This window comes from Streptomyces sp. NPDC016562, from assembly GCF_043076955.1.
In the GTDB taxonomy this organism is placed as follows: Bacteria; Actinomycetota; Actinomycetes; order Streptomycetales; family Streptomycetaceae; genus Streptomyces.
Genome location: NZ_JBIBRZ010000001.1, coordinates 320,372 through 339,354, shown reverse-complemented (window position 1 = coordinate 339,354; position 18,983 = coordinate 320,372). Strand labels below are relative to the sequence as shown.

Sequence of the window (18,983 nt, the reverse complement as noted above, 5' to 3'; positions counted from 1 at the left end):
GGTGGATCTCAGCCGAGACGGGGCAGGACTTCGGCGCCGAGTCGTCGTACGTTCTCCTCCGTCGCGGCGAGATCGCCGGAGCCCTCCGTCAGGAGTGCGAAGCGCGTGATGCCCGTCCGCTCCGAGGTGGCCGCCAGCCGGTCCGCGGCCCACTCCGGGGTGCCCACCGGGTGCAGGTCGCACAGCAGTTCCGTGTACGCGTGGGGATCGCGCATCGCGCGCTCCCGGCCGTCCACCGTCACATGCGCGTCCAGGCCCTGCTTGAGCCAGCCGGGCATCGCCTTCAGCAGCGCCTCGCGGGCGTCCGCCGTGCTGTCCGCCAGCTGGCACACCCCGGCCGAGACGTGGCCCGCGCCGGCCACGTGCTCCGGCGAGTGCCCCGCCGCCCGCGCCTCGGCGCGCCACAGCGCGACCATCTCCGCCTTGTCCTCGTCCCCGCAGTGCATGCCGAGCAGCATCGGCAGCCCCCGCCGAGCGGCCAGCCGTACCGACGCCGGCGAGGTGCAGGCCACGATCACCTCCGGGCCCGTCCCGTCCCCGTCCAGAGCCTCCGACGGCCGTGGTACGACGGGCACCTCGCGGAAGCCGTACCGCTCGCCGTCGGCTCCCACCCGGGCCTGCGTCAACCAGCGCCGCAGCAGGTCCAGGGCCTCGGGGAAGCCGTTCTCGTACGCGTCCAGGCCGCCCCCGAACACCTCCAGGTCGACCCACGGCCCGCCGCGGCCCACCCCCAGCGAGAAACGGCCCCCCGAGGTCACGTGCAGCAGGGCCGCCTGCTCCCCGAGGACCACCGGGTGGGTGCTCGGCAGCACGCTCACCGCCGTGCCCACCCGCAGCCGCCGCGTGCGGCCCAGCAGCAGGGCGGCCAGGGTCACCGCCGAGGGGCAGACCCCGTACGGGACGAAGTGGTGCTCGGCGAGCCACACCGAGTCGAGCCCCGCCTCCTCGGCCACCTCGGCGGTCCGCACCGCCCGGTGCAGTGCCTCTCCCTGTCCCTGACCCGGGAACTGGGCCGCCAGTACAAACGCTCCTACGCGCATCGCCTTTAGCCTCCTCGCGGCTGACGCGGCCTCCCCAGGTGGACCGGTTCTTCCTATGGCAACAACGTCTGACACGTGCCAAAGGCACGGTCTGTCAGGAAAGTTATTGGGATTGTCGGGCCATCCCTCTGCGTACGGCAGCCGCTACCCGCAACCCTGCGGTTACCCGGCCTCGCTGCGCGTAGTCTGGGAGAAAGTCACTGCCGTCCGCCCATCCGTGAGGTATACGTGTCACCGCGCAACAACCGCCCCAAAGGCGGGGAGACTCCGGACGAACGCCCCAGCACCGGCCTCGACCGCTACGGGCTGGAGCGCACCGAGGAGTACCAGGGCGAGGACTGGAAGGTCCGGCACGTCGCGGGCGCGAGCGCGGCGGGCAAGCGCTACCGCTGCCCCGGCTGCGACCAGGAGATCCCCTCCGGCACCCCGCACCTGGTGGCGTGGCCGGAGTACGGCGGCGTCGACGACCGGCGGCACTGGCACAAGGCCTGCTGGAACGCGAAGGACCGCCGCACCTCCAAGGTGCAGCGGTCCCGCAACGCACCCCGGTACTAGGGGTCTCCCGGCAGTCGGCTAGACGTCCCGGCGGCCGACCGAGACGTACGAGGCGGCCACCGCGGCTCCCGCGACCAGCACGATCAGCACCATGTGGGACAGGGCGCTGGGCGTCCCGCCCGTCTCGTCACCGTTCGGCAGGCCGAACAGCTGCATCAGGGCCACCGGCGCGTTGTACTGGATGATCACCCGTCCGACGGACGCCATGGCCTGCCACATGCTGAGCATCGCCCCGATCACCGGCGGCAGCGTGACGACGCCGAGCATCACGGCGATCGCCCCGGCCGAGTGCCGCACCAGCGCGCCGACGGCGAGCCCGAGCACCCCGAGCAGCGTGACGTAGAGACTGCCCGCCAGGGCGCCGAGCCACTCGCTCGTCGCATGGCGTCCGGCGGCGGCCCCGCTGTGCGTGATCCGCGCCGCCACCCCGATCACGAAGACGGCCGCCCCGGTCGTCAGGAAGGCCGTGACGCTGAAGACGAGGTACTTGGCGGTGAGCACCCGGTAGCGGTCGGGGGCGGCGGTGAACGTGGTCCGCGCCAGGCCGGTGGCGTGCTCCGAGCTGATCGTCAGCACGCCCAGGACCATCACCGCGATCTGCCCGATCAGCAGGCCGAAGAGGGCCGGCGTGACGAAGGAGATCTGGTCGTAGTCCTGGTCGTCGGTCTGCACGACGAAGAGCAGCCCGATGCCCACGACGGTCAGGACGAGCGAGCCGAGCGTCCACAGCGTGGAGCGGACCGAGACCATCTTGGTCCACTCGGAGGCCAGGGCGTGTCCCAGATGCGGCCGCGGCGTGGGCAGCGGCGAGCTGTACGGCAGGACGGGCTGCGCGCCGCGGGGACTGGTCACTTGGCTTCCTCGGGGTCGTTCTCGCGGGCGCCGGCGAGCTCGCCGGGCTTGCTTGGCATCAGGAAGGGCCGGCCGCCCGCCGCCGGAGGCGGGGGCGCGAAGAAGCCCGTCCGCGGGACCTCCGGGACCGCCGGCTCCTCCTCCCAGGCCGGGACGGTGAGCGGCTCCGGCTCCCACAGCTCGGCCCGCGGGTCGTCGGTGGAGGTGTACTCGAGGGCGGACTGGGTCATCCGCATGTACGCCTCCTCCAGCGAGGCCCGGTGGGGGGAGAGCTCCCAGAGCCGTACGCCGGCCCCGTGGGCGAGGTCCGAGATGCGGGGGAGGTCCAGCCCGGTCACGCGCAGTGCACCGTCGGGCTCCTGGAGGACCCGTCCGCCCGCCTGCGTGAGGACCGCACCCAGCGTGTCCCAGCCATCCGGATCAGTGTCGGCCGCGCGCACCCGAGCGAATCCGGCCGAGTTGTGCGCGATGAACTCCTGGGTGCCCATGTCGGCCAGCAGCCGGCCCCGGCCGATGACGATCAGGTGGTCCGCGGTCAGCGCCATCTCGCTCATCAGGTGCGAGGAGACGAAGACGGTGCGGCCCTCGGAGGCGAGCCGGCGCATGAGGTTGCGCACCCACAGGATGCCCTCGGGGTCGAGCCCGTTGACCGGCTCGTCGAACAGGAGCACCTGCGGGTCGCCGAGCAGGGCGGTGGCGATGCCGAGCCGCTGGCCCATGCCGAGCGAGAAGCCCTTCGTACGCTGCCGGGCGACGTCCTGGAGGCCGACCACGCCCAGCACCTCGTCCACGCGCCGCGTGGGGATCCCCGAGAGCTGGGCGATCGACAGCAGGTGGGTGCGGGCCCGGCGGCCGCCGTGCACGGCCTTGGCGTCGAGCAGGGCGCCGACGTGACGCTGGGCGTTCGGCAGCTCCCGGAACGGGTGGCCGTTGATCGTGACCCGGCCGGACGTGGGCCGGTCGAGGCCGAGGATCATCCGCATGGTGGTGGATTTGCCGGAGCCGTTGGGCCCCAGGAAACCGGTGACGTGACCCGGCTTGACCTGGAAGGACAACTGGTCGACGGCGGTCTTGGCGCCGAAGCGCTTGGTCAGGCCGACTGCCTCGATCATCTTGCTGCCCCTTACCAGGCCGGGACGACTTTCGCCCGCGTAAGGGTTAAGAGGATATCGACCCTCCTGCGGTTCCGTCCCCCGCCGGATCCCTGAGCCGCCCCTGAGACCGACCCGGGCATCTCCCGTAGTTCCCGAGGAGGGTGCGGGCGTCGCTCTTCTTGAGGATTTCCTCCGGGCTTCCTCCGGATTTCCTCCAACGGCCAAGATCATGAAGGTGATTTCCAGGAGAAAATCCCGTCGACGGGCATGAGCCGACGCGGGAACGCCCGAGGGCCCTACGTCGCCTCAGGGGTGACATAGGGCCCTCGATCAGGCAGCTCGATCAGGCGGAGCGGGAGCTCAGCGGCTCTGCTGCGCCGGAACGCCGCGGGTGACCGGCTCGTCGTCGACGATCGGGTTGGCCGCCGCGACGGCCGCGCCGGTGAGCGTCGCCAGCATCTCGCGCACGTTGGTCAGCTGCGCGTTGATCGAGTCGCGGCGGTTGGTGAGCGCCGCCAGCTCGCGCTCGGACTCGCTGCGGATGCGGTCCGCCTTGGCGTTGGCGTCGGCCACGATGTCCTCGGCCTGGCGCTGCGCGGTCTCCACCGTCTGGCGGGCCCGGCGCTCCGCGTCCGTACGCAGCTTCTCGGCCTCCAGGCGCAGCTGCTCGGCACGGTGCTCGATCTCCGCGAGCCGCTTCTCGGCCTTGGCCTGACGCGACGCCAGGTCCCGCTCCGACTGCTCGCGGCGCTTGGCCAGGTTGGTCTCGAAGTCCGCGGCGGCCTGGGCGGCCTTGGCGCGGGTCTCCTCGAACAGCGCGTCGGCCTCCTCGCGCTTGGACGCCGCGTCCTTCTGGGCCTCGGCGCGCAGGGTGGAGGCGTCGCCCTTGGCCTTCTCGACGATGCGGACGCCCTCGTCCTCGGCCTTCGACTTGCGGTCGGCGGCGAACGACTCGGCGTCGTTGCGCACCTGCTGGGCGGCCGACTCGGCGAGCTCGCGGTGCTGCTCGGCCGCGCGACGGGCCTCCTCGCGCAGGTCCTTCGCCTCCTCCTCGGCCAGTCGCAGGATCTTCTCGACCCGGGCGCCGAGGCCGGCGTACGACGGCTCGGCGTCGTTCACCTGGGCCTGGGCGTTCTGCGTTTCGAGGTGCAGTTCCTCGATCCGCTTTTCCAGAGAGTTGATGCGTCCAAGGGCGCTGTCGCGGTCGGAGACCAGCTTGGTAATGCGGTCGTCCACCTGACCGCGGTCGTAACCGCGCCGCACGAGCTCGAAGCCGAAGGGGGAGGAAGGGTCGCTCATGGGGTTCCTGTCGAATGAGACCGATGAGGTACTGCGTGAGGTGTTAGGGGAATCCTAGGCGCCAAGGCGGCGTGTCTTCGAGTCAATCGGCGATTGATCTGGACAATGACACCCCTTTTGAGTGGCAAGGCGGCAGAATGCTTGTCACTCGTTCGCCTGAACCTCCATCAGGAGCACACATCCCTGGGCGCCGACTACCCCTCCGACGACTTGCCACCCGAACGAGTGGAACCCGCTGTCGCGCCGGCCTTCGCGCCCCCCGCGCCCTGGCCGCCGACCGTGGGCTTTCCGCCACCCGAAGGCGCCTCGAATGATTCCAACGCCTCAAGAACGTCCTGGACACGGGAGATCTCCCCCTGAATGTCCTGCCGCCTGCGGACCAGGACCTCCAGTTCGCGGCGGCCCTCGTCGACGAGGCGTTCGGCCTCCGCCTTGGCCTCCGCGAGGGCCTTCTCGGCCTCCCGGGCCAGCTCGGCCTTCTTCTGCTCGGCCTCCTTCAGGAGCGCCTCCGCCTTGCGCACCGCCGCGATGCGGACCTTGCTCGCCTCGCTGCTCGCGTCCGACACCAGCGCCTTGGCCTTCGCCTCGGCCTCGACGCTCTGCTCGGTCGCCGCGCGCACCAGCTTGTCCACGCGCTCACCGGCCGACTTCATCTGCTCGGCCGACTCCCGGCGGGCCCGCTCGTGCAGCTCCTCGACCTCGCTCTCGACGCGGCCGCGCAGCTCCTCCGCCCGCTCCCTTATGGCGGCCGCGTCCGAGCGCGCGCCGACCAGCAGCTCGTCCGCGTCCGTACGGGCCTTCTCCACCATGGAGTTGCCCTCGATGGTCGCCTCCGAGGTGATCCGCGCCGCCTCCTTGCGGGCCGCGTCCACCATCGCGTCGGCCTGCTCCTCGGCCGCCGTGGTGGCGGCGAGGGCCTTCTGCTGCGCGTCGCTCGTGAGCTTCTCGGCTTCCGCCGAGGCCTCGGTGATGAGCCGGTCGACCTGCTCCGCGGCCTCGCTGCGGCGCTTGTTGGCCGCCTCGCGGGCCTCGTCCAGCAGCCGCTCGGACTCCGCGCGGGCCTCGCTGCGCAGGCGCTCCGCCTCGGCCGCCGCCTCCGCCTTGACGCGCTCGGCCTCCGAGCGGGTACGGGTCGCGTGCTCCTGCGCCGAGGACAGCGCCTCCGAAGCCTCCGCGCGCAGCCGCTCGGCCTCGGCCGCGGCCTCGCCGACCGTGCGCTCGTTGGCCTTGCGGGTCTCGGCCGTGAGCTTGTCGGCCTCGGCCGCCGCCTCGGTGATGAGCCGGTCCGCCTGCTCGGCCGCCTCGGTGCGCAGCCGGTTGCCCTCGGCGCGCGCCTCGTCCAGCGTCCGCTCGGCCTCCCGCTCCGCGCTCTCCAGCGTCTCGTTCGCCGCGGCCGTGACGCGCTCCGCCTCCGCGGTGGCCTCGCCGATGATCCGGCCGCCCTCCGCCCGGGCGTCGTCGAGGGCGCGGTGCGCCTCCGCGCGCAGCCGCTCGGCCTCGGCCGCGGCCTCGCCGACCGTGACCTCGTTCGCCTTGCGGGTCTCCTCGATCAGACGGTCGCCCTCGGCACGCGAATCGACCATGATCTTGGCCGCGTCCCGCTCGGCGCTCGCCAGGGTCTCGGCCGCCTGCGTCTTGAGCCGCGCCGCCGCGGTGCGCAGCCGCTCCGCCTCCGCGGCCGCCTCGCCCACCGTGGCCTCGTTGGCCGCGCGGGTCTCTTCGGTGAGCCGCTCGGCCTCGGCCGCCGCCTCGGTGATGAGCCGGTCCGCCTGCTCCGCTGCCTCGGTGCGCAGCCGGTTGCCCTCGGCGCGCGCCTCGTCCAGGGCGCCGGCGGCCTCGGCGCGGGTGGCCTCGGCGGCCTCCTGCGCCTCGTGGGTGATCCGCTCGGCCTCGGCCGCGGCCTCGCCGACGGTCGCCTCGTTGGCCGCGCGGGTCTCCTCGGTGAGCCGCTCGGCCGTCGCCGTCGCCTCGGCGGTGATCCGGGCACCCTCGGCGCGCGAGGCCTCCAGGGACTCGGCCGCCTCGCCGCGGATGCGGTTCGCGTCGTCGCGGGCGTCGGCCCGGGTGCGCGCCGCGTCCCGCTCGGCCGCGGCCAGGGCGTCCGTGGCCTCCGTACGCACCCGCTGCGCGTATTCGGCGGTGTCGCTGCGCAGCTGCTCCGCCTCGGCGATCGCGTCGCCGACGGTGCGCTCCGCCAGGGCCTTCGCCGCGTCCGTCTCCGCGCGCGCCTCGGTGCGGATCCGGTTGGCGTCCTCGGTGGCCCGCTCCCGCTCCGCGTAGGCGTCCGAACGGACCCGTCCGGCCTCTTCCTCGGCCTCCGTCTTCGTACGCTCCGCCGCGTGCTCGGCGGCGCTGCGCAGCCCGGCGACCTCCTCCTCGGCCTGCTCGTGCAGCCCGGCCACGGCGTCGCGCACCTGCTGGGCGGTGGCCTCGGCCGCCGACACCAGCTCCGAGGCGCGCCGTTCGGCCTCCTCGGTCAGGCGGGCCGCCTCGGCCTGCGCCTCCTCCGAGCGGCGGCGGGCCGCGGCCAGCAGCTCCTCGCTCTGCTCGCGGGCCTGCGCCCGCTCCTGCTCGGCGTCCGTCCGCGCGGACGCCAGGGTCTCCTCGGACTCCCGGCGACGCCGGGCCGCCTCCTCCTGTGCGGCGGCCAGGGCCTCCGCGGCCTCCGCCGCGACCCGCTCGGCCGCGCCCTTCGCCTCGGCGCGCAGCCGGTCCGCGGTCTCCTGCGCCTCGGAGCGCACCCGCTCGGCCTCGGCCTCGGCCTCGCCGCGCAGCCGTACGGCGACCTGCTCGGCCTCCGCGCGCACCCGGCCGGCGTCCTCGGCCGCCTCGGTGCGCAGCTGCTCGGCCTCCGCCTGCGACTGCGCCTGGAGGGCGCGGATCCGCTCCGCCGACTCGGCGCGCTGGCGGTCGGTCTCCTCCGTGGTCTCGCGGCGGATGTTCTCCGCCGCCGCGCGGGCGTCGCGCAGGGTCTGCTCGGCCGTGGTCAGCCGGCTCTCGGCGTCCGTGTGGAGCCGTACGAGCTCCTCGTCGGCCTCGGCGCGCTTGGCGGCCAGGGCCTGCTCGGTCTCCGCGCGCCGCGCGAGGGCCGCCGCGTCCGCCTCGGCCCGAACAGCCTCGGCCTGCTCCTCGGCCTCGGCGCGCAGCCGCTCGGCCTCGGCGCGGGTGCGCTCCAGGGTCTCCTCGGCCTGCTTGCGCAGCGTGCCGGCCCGCTCGACGGCCTCGGCGCGGACCCGCTCGCTCTCGGCGTTCGCCCCGCCGCGCAGTTCGTCCGCGTCGGCCTTGGCCTTGCCGAGCAGTTCCTCGGCGGTCCGGGCCGCCTCCTCGATCTGCTGGACCGCCTCGCGGCGGGCCTCACCGCGGATCCGCTCGCCCTCGGCGACGGCCTCCGCGCGCAGCTGCTCGGCCTCCCCGCGCAGCCGCCGGGCCTCCTCCTGGAGTTCGACCGTCCGGGCCCGGTACTCCTCGGTGTCGTCCTTCGCGGCGCCCTTGAGCTCGTCGGCCGTGGCCGCGGCCTGCAGGCGCAGCCGGTCGGCCTCCGCCTCGGCCTCGCGGCGGATCCGCTCGGCCTCCTCGGACGCGGCCCGGGTGGTGGCCCGGGCGTCCTCCGAGGCCTTGTTCAGCACGTCCTCGGCGGTGCGGGCCGCCTTCGCCAGCTGGGCCGCCATGTCCTCGGCCGCGGCCGTACGGGCCTGCTCGCCGGCCTCGGTGCGCAGCCGCTCGGCCTCGGCGCGGGCGTCGGCCAGGGCCTGCTCGGCCTCGGCCTTGAGGACCTCGACCTCCTTGGTGGCCTCCCCGACCAGCCGGGCGACCTGCTCCTTGGCGGTGCGGGTGCGCTGCTCGTTGACGGACTCCGCCGACGCGAGCTGGCGGGCCGCGCTCTCCTTGGCCTCGGCGAGCACCTTCTCGGCCTCGGCGCGGGCCTCACGCAGCGCGGACTCGGCCTCCTGCACGCGGGATTCGGCCACCCGGCCGAGGTTCATGGTCTGCTGACGGGTCTGCTCGGCCTCGGCGGAGGTGGTCGAACGCAGCCGCGCCGCGTGCTCGCTGGCCTCCTGGGCCTGCGCGGAGGCGGCGGTCAGCAGCCGCTCGGCCTCCTTGCGGGCGCGCAGCAGGGTGGCCTCGGTCTCCGCGCGGGCGGCCTCGGCGTCGGCGGCAATCCGGCGCCGGGTCTCCTCGGCGACCCGGGCGGCCTCGGCGCGGGCGGCGTTGAGGGACTGCTCGGCCTCGGCGCGGGACTCCTCCATGAGCCGGCGCGCCTGGGACTCCGTACGGGCGCGCAGCTGCTCGGCCCAGGCCACGTTCTCGTTGACGTGCGCCTCGACGGTCTGGCGGCGCTCGTTGAGCTCCTGGTCCAGACGCTGGCGGCGGTTGACGGCCTCGGCGTGCAGCTCGGCCTGGAGCCGCGCCTGGTGCTCGGCGTGCTCCTGGAGGATGCGTTGGGTCTGCGCCCGGGCGTCGCGCAGCTCGCGCTCGGCGTCGGAGCGCATCTGGTCGGCCTGGATCTGGGCATTGCGGAGCAGCTGCTCCGCCTGGTACCCCATGTCCGCGCCGTCGTAGGCGGGGCGGGACGCCAGAGACCGGCGTACCTCGTGGAGCTTGGCGCGCAGCACCTCGACCTGGTATCCCAGGTCCTCAGCGTGCTGGACGGCCTTCCCGCGCTCCTTCTTCAGCCGCTCCATCTCGGCCTCGAAGCGCGAGAGATGGTCGGCCTCGGCCTGATGGCTCTCCTGGCTTTCGTAGCCCCGCACAGCGCGGTCCCATCCGTCCCCTGGTCGCAAGCTCACTCCCAATGAGCATCGCTCGCCCGCTGAACGACGCCCCCGGGGGAATGGTGTCAGATACCGGGGCAGGGGTCACAGGCCCCGACCCCGTCTCCGCACCGAACCCCGGCCGAGCCATGGCCACTCTACCGGCCGGGGAATGGCGGCATCAGTGCTCAGGGTTGCTGGTGACCAGTTCGGTCAGGACGCCGTGGCAGTCCTTGGGGTGGAGGAAGGTGATCGAGGAGCCCATCGAGCCGGTGCGGGGCTGGTCGTAGAGGACGCGGACGCCCTTGCCGCGGATGGCCTCCGAGTCGCCCTGGACGTCCTCGGTGCCGAAGGCGATGTGGTGGACCCCCTCGCCGTTCTTGGCCAGCCACTTGCCCACCGCGGAGTCCTCGCGGGTGGGCTCCAGGAGCTGGAGGTAGGAGGCGCCGCCGTCGGACGTCTCGTTGATCTTCAACATGGCCTCTCGGACGCCCTGCTCCTCGTTGACCTCGGAGTGGAACACCTCGAAGCCGTACGTGGCACGGTAGAACTCGACGGTCTTGTCCAGGTCGAAGCAGGCGATCCCGATGTGGTCGATTCTTGTCAGCATGGGGACAGTGCACTCCCGAAGGGGGTCGTCACGCAACGTGCGCGCGATCACACCGGCACCCCGGTGACCGCTGCGGTACCGCCCAGTACATTCACGTAAACCCTCGTTCACTCCTCATCCAAGGGGCTGTGCCTCATGTCCGGATCGAACAACACCACTTCCGTGATCGTCGCCGGGGCCCGCACGCCCATGGGGCGGCTGCTCGGCTCGCTGAAGTCCTTCTCGGGCGCCGACCTCGGCGGCTTCGCCATCAAGTCCGCGCTGGAGCGGGCCGGGATCTCCGGCGACCAGGTCCAGTACGTGATCATGGGCCAGGTGCTCCAGGCCGGCGCGGGCCAGATCCCCGCCCGCCAGGCGGCGGTCAAGGCCGGCATCCCGATGAACGTGCCCGCCCTGACCGTCAACAAGGTGTGCCTCTCGGGCCTGGACGCCATCGCGCTGGCCGACCAGCTGATCCGCGCCGGTGAGTTCGACATCGTGGTCGCGGGCGGCCAGGAGTCCATGACCAACGCCCCGCACCTGCTGCCCAAGTCCCGCGAGGGCTTCAAGTACGGCGCGATCGAGATGCTGGACGCGATGGCCTACGACGGCCTCACGGACGCCTTCGAGAACATCGCGATGGGCGAGTCCACCGAGAAGCACAACACGCGCCTCGGCATCGAGCGCGCCCCGCAGGACGAGTTCGCCGCCACCTCGCACCAGCGCGCCGCCGCTGCCCAGAAGAACGGTGTCTTCGAGGCCGAGATCACCCCGGTCGAGATCCCGCAGCGCAAGGGCGACCCGGTGATCTTCTCCACCGACGAGGGCATCCGCCCCGAGACCACGGCGGAGTCCCTCGGCAAGCTGCGTCCCGCCTTCGCCAAGGACGGCACGATCACCGCCGGCACCTCCTCCCAGATCAGCGACGGCGCGGCCGCCGTGGTCGTGATGAGCAAGGCGAAGGCCGAGGAGCTCGGCCTGGAGTGGATCGCCGAGATCGGCGCCCACGGCAACGTGGCCGGCCCCGACAACTCCCTCCAGTCGCAGCCGTCCAACGCGATCCTGCACGCCCTGAAGAAGGAGGGCCTGGAGGTCTCCGACCTGGACCTCATCGAGATCAACGAGGCCTTCGCGGCGGTCGCCGTGCAGTCAATGAAGGACCTCGGCGTGACCCCGGAAAAGGTGAACGTCAACGGCGGCGCCATCGCCCTGGGACACCCGATCGGCATGTCCGGAGCCCGTGTGGTGCTGCACCTGGCGCTGGAGCTCAAGCGCCGCGGCGGCGGGGTCGGCGCGGCCGCGCTGTGCGGCGGCGGCGGCCAGGGCGACGCGCTGATCGTCCGGGTGCCCGGCGCCCAGGCCTGACAGCACCTCCGTACCGTACGAGAACCCGAGGAGCGCAGCACGTATGACGGCGGTGGACGTCCCCCAGCTGGTGGCCCAGGCACGTGAGGGCAGGCCGAGAGCGGTGGCCCGGCTGATCTCGCTGGTGGAAGGGGCGTCCCCGCAGCTGCGCGAGGTGATGGCGGCGCTGGCCCCCCTCACGGGCAACGCGTACGTGGTGGGCCTGACCGGGTCGCCGGGCGTCGGCAAGTCGACGTCGACCTCGGCGCTCGTGTCTGCCTACCGCAAGGCCGGCAAGCGGGTCGGCGTCCTTGCCGTCGACCCGTCCTCGCCCTTCTCGGGCGGGGCGCTGCTCGGCGACCGGGTGCGGATGTCGGACCACGCCTCGGACCCGGGCGTCTACATCCGGTCCATGGCCACCCGCGGGCACCTGGGCGGACTCGCGTGGGCCGCCCCGCAGGCGATCCGGGTCCTGGACGCGGCCGGCTGCGAGGTGATCCTGGTCGAGACGGTCGGGGTCGGGCAGTCGGAGGTGGAGATCGCCTCGCAGGCCGACACCTCCGTGGTGCTCCTGGCGCCCGGGATGGGCGACGGGATCCAGGCCGCGAAGGCGGGGATCCTGGAGATCGGCGACGTGTACGTGGTCAACAAGGCGGACCGGGACGGCGCGGACGCGACCGCCCGCGAGCTGAACCACATGCTCGGGCTGGGCGAGGCGCGGGGCCGCGAGGACTGGCGGCCCCCGATCGTCAAGACGGTCGCGGCGCGGGCCCAGGGCATCGACGAGCTGGTCGAGGCGCTGGAGAAGCACCGGGCGTGGATGGACGAGCGGGGCGTGCTCGCCGAGCGGCGCGCGGCGCGGGCCGCTCGGGAGGTGGAGACCATCGCCGTGACGGCGCTGCGGGCGCGGATGGCCGATCTGCACGGGGACGCGCACCTCGACGCGCTGGCCGCGCGGGTGGCCGTGGGCGAGCTGGACCCGTACGCGGCGGCCGACGCGCTGCTGGCGACGCTGACGGAGGGCTGAGGCGGGCGCGGGGGCGCGGGTGCGGCCGCCCTTCGGGGCGCCGCCCCGGCCCCCGCGCCGTGCGCCGGCCGGGCCGGAGACCGCGTCATCCGGCGGGGTTCGGGATGGGTCCGTAGTCGTCGTCCGAGTCGCCGGAGTCGGTGGATTCGGTGACCTTGCCGGTGCCGGGGTCCACGTGGCCGGTCCAGGTCTTGCCGTCGGCGCCCTTGACCTCGACTTCCCAGTACTTGGCGCCGCCGTCGTCGTCCCAGCCGACCGACTCGACCGCTCCGGGATGGCTGGTCAGGGCCGCCTTGATGGCCTGCTGTGCGGTGACCTTGGCTTCGAGCAGCTCCTCGTTCTCGGTGCTGTCCTCGCTCTCGCGGTTCCGCTCGGTGACCGCGCCGTTCGCGGCGACCTCCAGCTCGGCGTGCTCCTTGCCGTCCTTGCTGATCACGTCCACGTGCCAGGTGTCGCCGTCCTTGTCGAGGGACTCGACGACGCCCGGATACTTCTTCACGGCCGCCGCGGCGGCGGCTTCGGCCGTCACGTCGGCGCGGACGGCGGCGGTCGCGCCGACGCTTCTCGCCGTGTCGGCGGACGCCGCTGTCGCGGCCGCCACCGGGCCTCCCACCATCAGGACGACGGATGCGGCCGCGGAGATGTACGCAGTGCGCTTCATGGGTTCGACCTCCTCAGGCCGGCCACGGCGCTTGCTGTGCGCGGCGGCGGCCGGCAGCGGGCGGATACTGCCCATTGTCCGGCCGACCGCCGCGCGGGGCGCGTCGGGCGCCCGGGGCTCAGCCCTTGCCGCGGTTTTCGCGCAGGTGCTCGGCCACCGGGGTCAGGGAGGCGCGCAGCGCCGCCAGGGCCTCCGGCGGCAGCAGGTCGATGAAGTGCTGGCGCACGGACGCCACGTGGTGCGGGGCGACCTTGCGCATCGTCTCCATGCCGTCGTCCGTGAGCACCGCGTACAGGCCGCGGCGGTCGGACTCGCAGTTCACCCGGCGGACCAGGCCCGCCGTCTCCATGCGCGTGATCTGGTGCGACAGCCGGCTCTTGGACTGCAGGGTGGCGGTCGCGAGATCGCTCATCCGCATCCGGTGGTCCGGCGACTCCGAGAGGTTCACGAGGATCTCGTAGTCGTTGTTGGTGAGTCCGAAGGGCTGGAGATCCTTTTCCAGCTGGTGCATCAGCAGTCTGCTGACGTCCAGGTGGGTGCGCCAGGCGCACTGCTCGGCGTCGGTCAGCCAGCGCGTGGCCGTCTCGGTCTCCATGGTCTCCATGAATGAACTCTACCTAAAAAGTTGAATTACGTACAAAAATCGGATGGTCTGAGGATCACAGTCCGAAGCGCCGCTGGAGATCACCCAGCTGCCCCGGCATCCGCGGTACGCCCAGCTGCCCCAGCGGACCCTGGCCGGCCCCCGGGACGCCCTGCGCGTTGCCCGTCGCCGCGCCGGCGCCGACGGCCCCGACGTTCTGCTCCGCCATCAGCATCTCCGAGGACTGCAGCAGCACCGTGCCCGCGCCGACGAACTCGAACTGGTGCTCCTCGCCCGAGGTGCCCCCGATGCCCGTCAGCGAGCGCAGCCCGCCCATCACGCCCGACATGTAGCCGTGGTCGTAGTGGTGACAGGGGGAGGGGCAGTCGGCCCAGCCCACCAGCGCCTGCGGGTCCACGCGCAGCGGCGGCTCCATGAACACCACCGGTCCGTTGGACGCGGCCACGAACTTCCCGGTTCCGATCAGCGTGAGGAAACCCGGCACGATCGACTGCTTCAGCGCCAGGGTGGGCTGGTAGGCGAGCAGGTTGCCCGACCGGATCGTCAGGTTCCCCTCGTCCAGGTCGTACGAGTTCACGTCGAAGGCGCGGTCGGCGAGCAGCATCTTGCCCTGCCCCTCGGCCACCACCCAGTCCGCGGCGTGCAGCGGCGAGTGGAAGCTGGTGCGCAGCAGGCGGTCGAAGCGCCCGTTTCCGATGCCGTTGAACTCGATGCTCCCGTAGTACGAGATCATCTTGCCCTTCTGGAGGAACCACTGGCTCCCCTTGAGCTCCACGCAGAAGGTGTACGGGTTCACGTTGTCGTCGGAGGGCAGCGTGTACGGGTCGAAGACCGTCGGGCCACCCGGTCCGCCGGTCACAGGGCCAAAGTTCACAGCTTCTCCTCCGAGGCCTGTACGTACACCGCGCCCTGGCCGGACAGCTCCAGCTGGAACGCCTCGCCCGAGCCGCGCCCCACCATGTCCCGCCAGCCGAGCGCGGTGGAGAGCTTGTTGCGGACCTCGCCGTGGTGGGCCACGTACGCCTGCGGGTCCACGTGGACCGGCCGCTGGGGGGTGATGGGCAGCTCGATCACCCCGCCGTGGGCCATCACGGCGACCGAGCCGTGGCCCTTGAGGGTGGTGGTGAACAGGCCCTGGCCCGTCACCTGGCCGCGGACCATGCCCATGACCCCGCCCTGGGAGCCCATGAACATGGTGCCCTGCTGGAGGGTGCCGTCGAAGGCGAGCAGCCGGTCGGCCTCGACGTAGAGGGTCTCACCGGTCAGGTTGATCACCTGGATGTGGTGGCCGCCGTGGCCGAACATCACCGTGCCGCTGCCCTCGACCGTCATCAGCGGGGTCTGCTCGTTCGCCACGCGGCGTCCGATCATGCCCATCACCCCGCCCTGACCGCCGGTCAGGCTCGGGGTGAAGGAGACCTCGCCGCGGTACGCGAGCATCGCGCCGCGCTGGCTGTACATCTTCTGGCCCGGGACCACCTGGGCCTCGACCATCTTCGAGTTGATCTCGCGGAACGGCATCAGACGTCGCCCCCGATGGTGTTGCGCTCGCTGGGCTGCACGTACACCAGGCCCTCGCCCTCGAAGCGGATCTGGAACGACTCGCCCGAGCCCTCGCCGATCAGCGTGCGGAAGTTCACGCCCGACTGGAAGGACTGCTGGAGGTTGCCCGTGTGCGCGATGTACGCCCCCGGGTCGACGGAGAGCGGGTACTGGGCGCTCACGCGCAGCACCACCGCCGGGCCGTCGGACATGATCGCCGCCTGCCCGGAGCCCTCGACGGTCGTCGTGAACAGGCCGTTTCCGGTCGTCGCACCGCGCAGGCCGGTGAAGGTGGTGCCGGTGCGCAGGCCGGCGTCGGTGCACAGCAGGTTGCTGGACTCGACGTAGAGCTTCTCGCCGCGCAGATTGACCAGATTGATCTCACTTGCGCGGTCGGCGAAGAAGCAGGTGCCGTGCCCCTGCACTTCCATCACCGTCATCTGTTCGCCGGTCAACCGGCGGGTCACCATGCCGCGGAGGCCTTCGCCGCCGCCGGACATCTTCTTGAAGGCCATCTGCCCGTCGTACGCGACCATGGAGCCGTTCTTCGCTTTCACGGCGTCCCCGGTCAGGTCGACGGCCAGCACCTTGCTGCCTTGGAGTCGGAACTGAGCCACGGGATGACGTTATCGGCAGCGGGCGAGCCCGAACAGTGCCCCCTGGCCGATATGTGCCCCACAGGTGGTCCTGGGGGCTGGCCGGGGAGGAAGGGGAGGGGGCCGGTCAAGCTCCCGCAAAGCGGCTGAGACACTGGACCGGACCAGGCCGCCAGAGACCCCGAAGGTTCCACGTGGACATCAAGACCGCCTCCGCCCTGCACCGGCTGCGCCTCATCTCCGTCCCGGAGGCGTTGTCGTTCCCGGCCCTGCTGATCTTCGGCTCGCTGCTGAGCCGGATCTCGGACATCGACTACCTGATGATGCCGCTCGGCGTCCTGCACGGGTTCCTGTTCGTCATCTACGCGGTCTTCCTGCTGGACGTCTGGACCAAGGCGAAGTGGCCGTTCAAGAAGGCCCTGCTGTTCTTCGTCCTCGCGCTGGTGCCCTTCGGCGGGCTGTACGGCGACAAGCTGCTCAAGCGCGACGAGGCCGACAGCGTGATAGCGGCCCGCGCGCGTGAGGCGGCCGAGGCGTGATCGTCGCGTTCTCCGTGACCCCGCTGGGCGTCGGTGAAGAGGTCGGCGAGTACGTCGCCGACGCGGTGCGGGTGGTCCGTGAGTCCGGCCTGCCGAACCGGACCGACGCCATGTTCACCACCCTTGAGGGCGAGTGGGACGAGGTCATGGACGTGATCCGGCGTGCCGTGGCCGCGGTGGAGGCGCGGGCGCCCCGGGTGTCCTTCATCCTGAAGGCCGACATCCGCCCCGGGGTCGTCGACGGACTCACCTCCAAGGTCGAGACGGTGGAACGCCACCTCGCGGGCTAAACCTTCCTGTTCCCTCACTCCCGGGCGCGGCGGGCCAGGCCCAGGGCGTAGTCCGGCCACCACCTGCCCGCCGCCGGCCCGCCGCGGCAGGTTCCGTCGGAGACGCCGGGCCGCCCGATCCACAGGTACGCGTCGACGAGCGGGTCGCCGGTCCGGTCGGTCGGCGGGGTGCCCAGCGCGCGGCCCGGGGGATTGCAGCGGGCCTGCTCCCCTTCGCCGGGCAGCGGGCCCTCGCCGTTGCGGCCGGTGTCCACCACGAAGTGCTTGTTCCCGCTCGCCCGGGAGATCGCGGCGCCGTACGCCCGGACGGCCGCGTCGCCCTGGAAGCCCGAGACGTTGAGGGCGAAGCCGTCCGCGCGCTCCAGGCCGGCCTTGCGCAGCGGCTCCACCAGGTCCTTGGGGCGCGGGATCCGGGCCGGATCGCCCGCGTCCAGGTAGACCTTCGTGTTCTTGTTCCTCTTGAGGCGGTCGACGGCCTCGGAGAGCAGCCGGTAGCGCTCGGCGTGGTGTCCGGCCGCCGTGCAGCCGTCGACGAGGTGCGCGAGCGCGCCCGGCTCCAGGACGACGACGGCCTTGGTGTCCTTGAGCGTGTCGGCCAGGGCACCGATCCAGCCGCGGTAGGCGCGGGCGTCCGCGGCGCCGCCGGCCGGACGGGGCACGCAGTCGCGGTGCGGGATGTGGTGTGCGGCGAGCAGGAGCGTGCGGCCCGTGGCCCGGGCGCCCGCCACGGCCCGGCGGACCTCGGGGCCCACGTCGCCTCCCGTCAGCCACAGGGTCGTCGGCCGCTCGGCGATCCTGCGCAGCACCTGGGCGTCGTCGTAACGGCCCGCGGCCTCCCAGGCGGTGACCTGGCGGGCGGCCTCGCTGCGCGGGTCCACCCAGTACGGGGAGCCGTCCGGGCCGGCGGCGACGGGGGAGGGGCCATGGGCGGCGGGAGCTCCCGCCTGCGGCGCGGACGCGTCCGTGCACGCGGGGGCGGAGGCGAGGAGCAGGAGGAGGCCGAGGCAGGCCCGGAGGCGGCGGCGTCGAGCGGCGGGGTGCATCCGGCTTCCTCGGGACGAAGGGACGGGCAGCCAACCGGGATATCGTGACATAACGGCCAGGTGACGGGCCCTCACGACACCGTCGGCCCTCACGGCGGCGTCGGCCTTCACGACACCGTCGGCCCTCATGACGCCGGCGGCCCCCCGGTCGTCAGGGCGATGGCCAGCGGCGTGCGCTCGTAGCGGACCTGGTGGCCGTGGCGGGCGGAGATCAGCAGGCCCGCCGCGTGCAACACCTTCAGGTGGGCCGAGACGGTGGAGGGCGCGAGCCCCAGCCGGTGGGCCAGCGCGCTGGTGGTGGCCGGTTCCTCCAGCGCGCACAGCACGTCGGCCCGGGCGCGGCCCATCAGGCGGGCGAGCGCGGCCGGGGTGTCCTCCCGGGCCGGGGTCCACAGCGCGCCGATGCCGCGAGCCGGGTAGACGACGGTCGGCTGCCAGGGAGGGTCGAAGCCTCCCGCGATGCTGGGCCAGATGAAGGCGCTCGGCATGAGGAGCAGGCCCTGACCGCCCAGGACGCGCTCGTGCGCGCTGGGCCGCTCGATGGTCAGGGTGAGCGAGGCGGAGTCCCAGGAGAGGTCCGGGTGCAGCCCGTCGAAGAGCGACTCCAGCCCGCCGTCGGCGAGGCGGCGCGAGTGGAAGAGGACGTCCGCCTCCAGCAGGGCCCGCAGCCGGGGCCAGTGCGGCTCGATCAGGACGCTCCACGCCCGTTCCAGCAGATCGGCCAGCTCGCGCACCGCGCGCGCCGGATCGGCGAGCAGGGCCCGGCCCGTGTCGCTGTCCAGCGCGCCCGGCGTACAGGCCAGCGACCTGCGCATGTCCTCGCGGGCCACGGCCGGATCCGACGCGCGGATCAGGGCGATCTCCTCCTCGAAGGAGACACCGGGTCCGCTCGGCGGCGGGCTGATGAAGTCCGTACTGTGCCCCCGCCGCGGCATCAGCAGCCACAGCGGCCGCAGGTCCAGCCCGGCGGCGGCGGCGCGGATCCGCTGGAGCCAGGGCAGGTGGTAGCCCTGCCGGTCGGGGCGGCTCAGGGTGCGGATCGCCTCCTGCGTCTCCCACGCCGGCGACAGCGCGAACCGGCACCGCAGCAGGTCCCTGTGTCCGAACCGGTGGTGCAACGCCATGCCGCCCGCCCCTCGCGCCGGAAGATTCGGCCC

18 protein-coding genes are annotated in these 18,983 nt (G+C 72.8%); 5 read left to right on the top strand and 13 right to left on the bottom strand.

Annotated features, from left to right (window positions below; all coding sequences use genetic code 11):
* Positions 1-8: 8 nt before the first annotated feature.
* Complete coding sequence (locus tag ACF059_RS01495) at positions 9-1,040, bottom strand: LLM class flavin-dependent oxidoreductase (protein ID WP_392049976.1); 1,032 nt, start codon at positions 1,038-1,040, stop codon at positions 9-11.
* A gap of 228 nt (positions 1,041-1,268) precedes the next feature.
* Between ACF059_RS01495 and ACF059_RS01490 the strand changes: the two genes are divergently transcribed.
* Entirely contained in the window at positions 1,269-1,595 is a 327-nt protein-coding gene (locus tag ACF059_RS01490; protein WP_360888526.1) for an ATP/GTP-binding protein, read from the top strand.
* An 18-nt stretch (positions 1,596-1,613) separates the two neighbouring features.
* Here the strand turns inward: ACF059_RS01490 and ACF059_RS01485 are convergent, their stop codons facing one another.
* The 5 genes from ACF059_RS01485 to mce form a co-directional block, all read right to left on the bottom strand.
* Positions 1,614-2,447, bottom strand: a complete 834-nt coding sequence (locus ACF059_RS01485) for an ABC transporter permease (protein WP_392049973.1) — start codon at positions 2,445-2,447, stop codon at positions 1,614-1,616.
* Positions 2,444-3,559 (bottom strand): ABC transporter ATP-binding protein, encoded by a 1,116-nt coding sequence (locus ACF059_RS01480; protein WP_361938390.1) that lies wholly within the window; start codon positions 3,557-3,559, stop codon positions 2,444-2,446. Before ACF059_RS01480 ends, ACF059_RS01485 begins: the two co-directional genes overlap by 4 nt.
* A gap of 342 nt (positions 3,560-3,901) precedes the next feature.
* Entirely contained in the window at positions 3,902-4,840 is a 939-nt protein-coding gene (locus tag ACF059_RS01475; RefSeq protein WP_360888535.1) for a cellulose-binding protein, read from the bottom strand.
* Positions 4,841-5,034: 194 nt separating this feature from the next.
* Complete coding sequence (scy, locus tag ACF059_RS01470) at positions 5,035-9,591, bottom strand: polarized growth protein Scy (RefSeq protein ID WP_392049970.1); 4,557 nt, start codon at positions 9,589-9,591, stop codon at positions 5,035-5,037.
* A 181-nt stretch (positions 9,592-9,772) separates the two neighbouring features.
* Entirely contained in the window at positions 9,773-10,201 is a 429-nt protein-coding gene (mce, locus tag ACF059_RS01465) for a methylmalonyl-CoA epimerase (RefSeq protein ID WP_008738238.1), read from the bottom strand.
* A gap of 135 nt (positions 10,202-10,336) precedes the next feature.
* Here mce and ACF059_RS01460 point away from each other — a divergent pair, with 135 nt between their 5' ends.
* Positions 10,337-11,545 carry an acetyl-CoA C-acetyltransferase gene (locus ACF059_RS01460; protein WP_392049967.1) on the top strand — a complete coding sequence of 403 codons (1,209 nt, stop codon included), beginning with the start codon at positions 10,337-10,339 and terminating at the stop codon, positions 11,543-11,545.
* Positions 11,546-11,588: 43 nt separating this feature from the next.
* Entirely contained in the window at positions 11,589-12,551 is a 963-nt protein-coding gene (gene meaB / locus ACF059_RS01455) for a methylmalonyl Co-A mutase-associated GTPase MeaB (RefSeq protein ID WP_361938383.1), read from the top strand.
* Between the two features lie 85 nt (positions 12,552-12,636).
* Here meaB and ACF059_RS01450 read toward each other — a convergent pair whose 3' ends face one another.
* From ACF059_RS01450 to ACF059_RS01430, 5 genes are all read right to left on the bottom strand, one after another.
* Positions 12,637-13,212 (bottom strand): PepSY domain-containing protein, encoded by a 576-nt coding sequence (locus tag ACF059_RS01450; protein WP_392049964.1) that lies wholly within the window; start codon positions 13,210-13,212, stop codon positions 12,637-12,639.
* A gap of 118 nt (positions 13,213-13,330) precedes the next feature.
* Positions 13,331-13,807 carry a MarR family transcriptional regulator gene (locus tag ACF059_RS01445; protein WP_361938639.1) on the bottom strand — a complete coding sequence of 159 codons (477 nt, stop codon included), beginning with the start codon at positions 13,805-13,807 and terminating at the stop codon, positions 13,331-13,333.
* A 64-nt stretch (positions 13,808-13,871) separates the two neighbouring features.
* Entirely contained in the window at positions 13,872-14,675 is an 804-nt protein-coding gene (locus ACF059_RS01440; protein WP_361938637.1) for an AIM24 family protein, read from the bottom strand.
* 11 nt (positions 14,676-14,686) lie between these two features.
* Positions 14,687-15,337 carry an AIM24 family protein gene (locus ACF059_RS01435; RefSeq protein ID WP_031150471.1) on the bottom strand — a complete coding sequence of 217 codons (651 nt, stop codon included), beginning with the start codon at positions 15,335-15,337 and terminating at the stop codon, positions 14,687-14,689.
* Positions 15,337-15,975 carry an AIM24 family protein gene (locus tag ACF059_RS01430; protein WP_360888549.1) on the bottom strand — a complete coding sequence of 213 codons (639 nt, stop codon included), beginning with the start codon at positions 15,973-15,975 and terminating at the stop codon, positions 15,337-15,339. The genes ACF059_RS01435 and ACF059_RS01430 overlap by 1 nt, the downstream gene beginning before the upstream one ends.
* A gap of 173 nt (positions 15,976-16,148) precedes the next feature.
* Here ACF059_RS01430 and ACF059_RS01425 point away from each other — a divergent pair, with 173 nt between their 5' ends.
* Entirely contained in the window at positions 16,149-16,493 is a 345-nt protein-coding gene (locus tag ACF059_RS01425; protein WP_360888551.1) for a DUF3817 domain-containing protein, read from the top strand.
* Positions 16,490-16,783 (top strand): MTH1187 family thiamine-binding protein, encoded by a 294-nt coding sequence (locus ACF059_RS01420; protein WP_366865022.1) that lies wholly within the window; start codon positions 16,490-16,492, stop codon positions 16,781-16,783. The genes ACF059_RS01425 and ACF059_RS01420 overlap by 4 nt, the downstream gene beginning before the upstream one ends.
* Positions 16,784-16,797: 14 nt before the next feature.
* Here the strand turns inward: ACF059_RS01420 and ACF059_RS01415 are convergent, their stop codons facing one another.
* Together ACF059_RS01415 and ACF059_RS01410 are read right to left on the bottom strand one after the other, a co-directional pair.
* Positions 16,798-17,826: a glycoside hydrolase family 6 protein gene (locus ACF059_RS01415; protein WP_392049960.1), complete on the bottom strand. Its 1,029-nt coding sequence runs from the start codon at positions 17,824-17,826 to the stop codon at positions 16,798-16,800.
* A gap of 125 nt (positions 17,827-17,951) precedes the next feature.
* The gene (locus ACF059_RS01410) at positions 17,952-18,950 is read right to left on the bottom strand and encodes a DUF5937 family protein (protein ID WP_392049957.1); all 999 of its coding nucleotides are present in this window, start codon (positions 18,948-18,950) and stop codon (positions 17,952-17,954) included.
* Positions 18,951-18,983 lie beyond the last annotated feature (33 nt).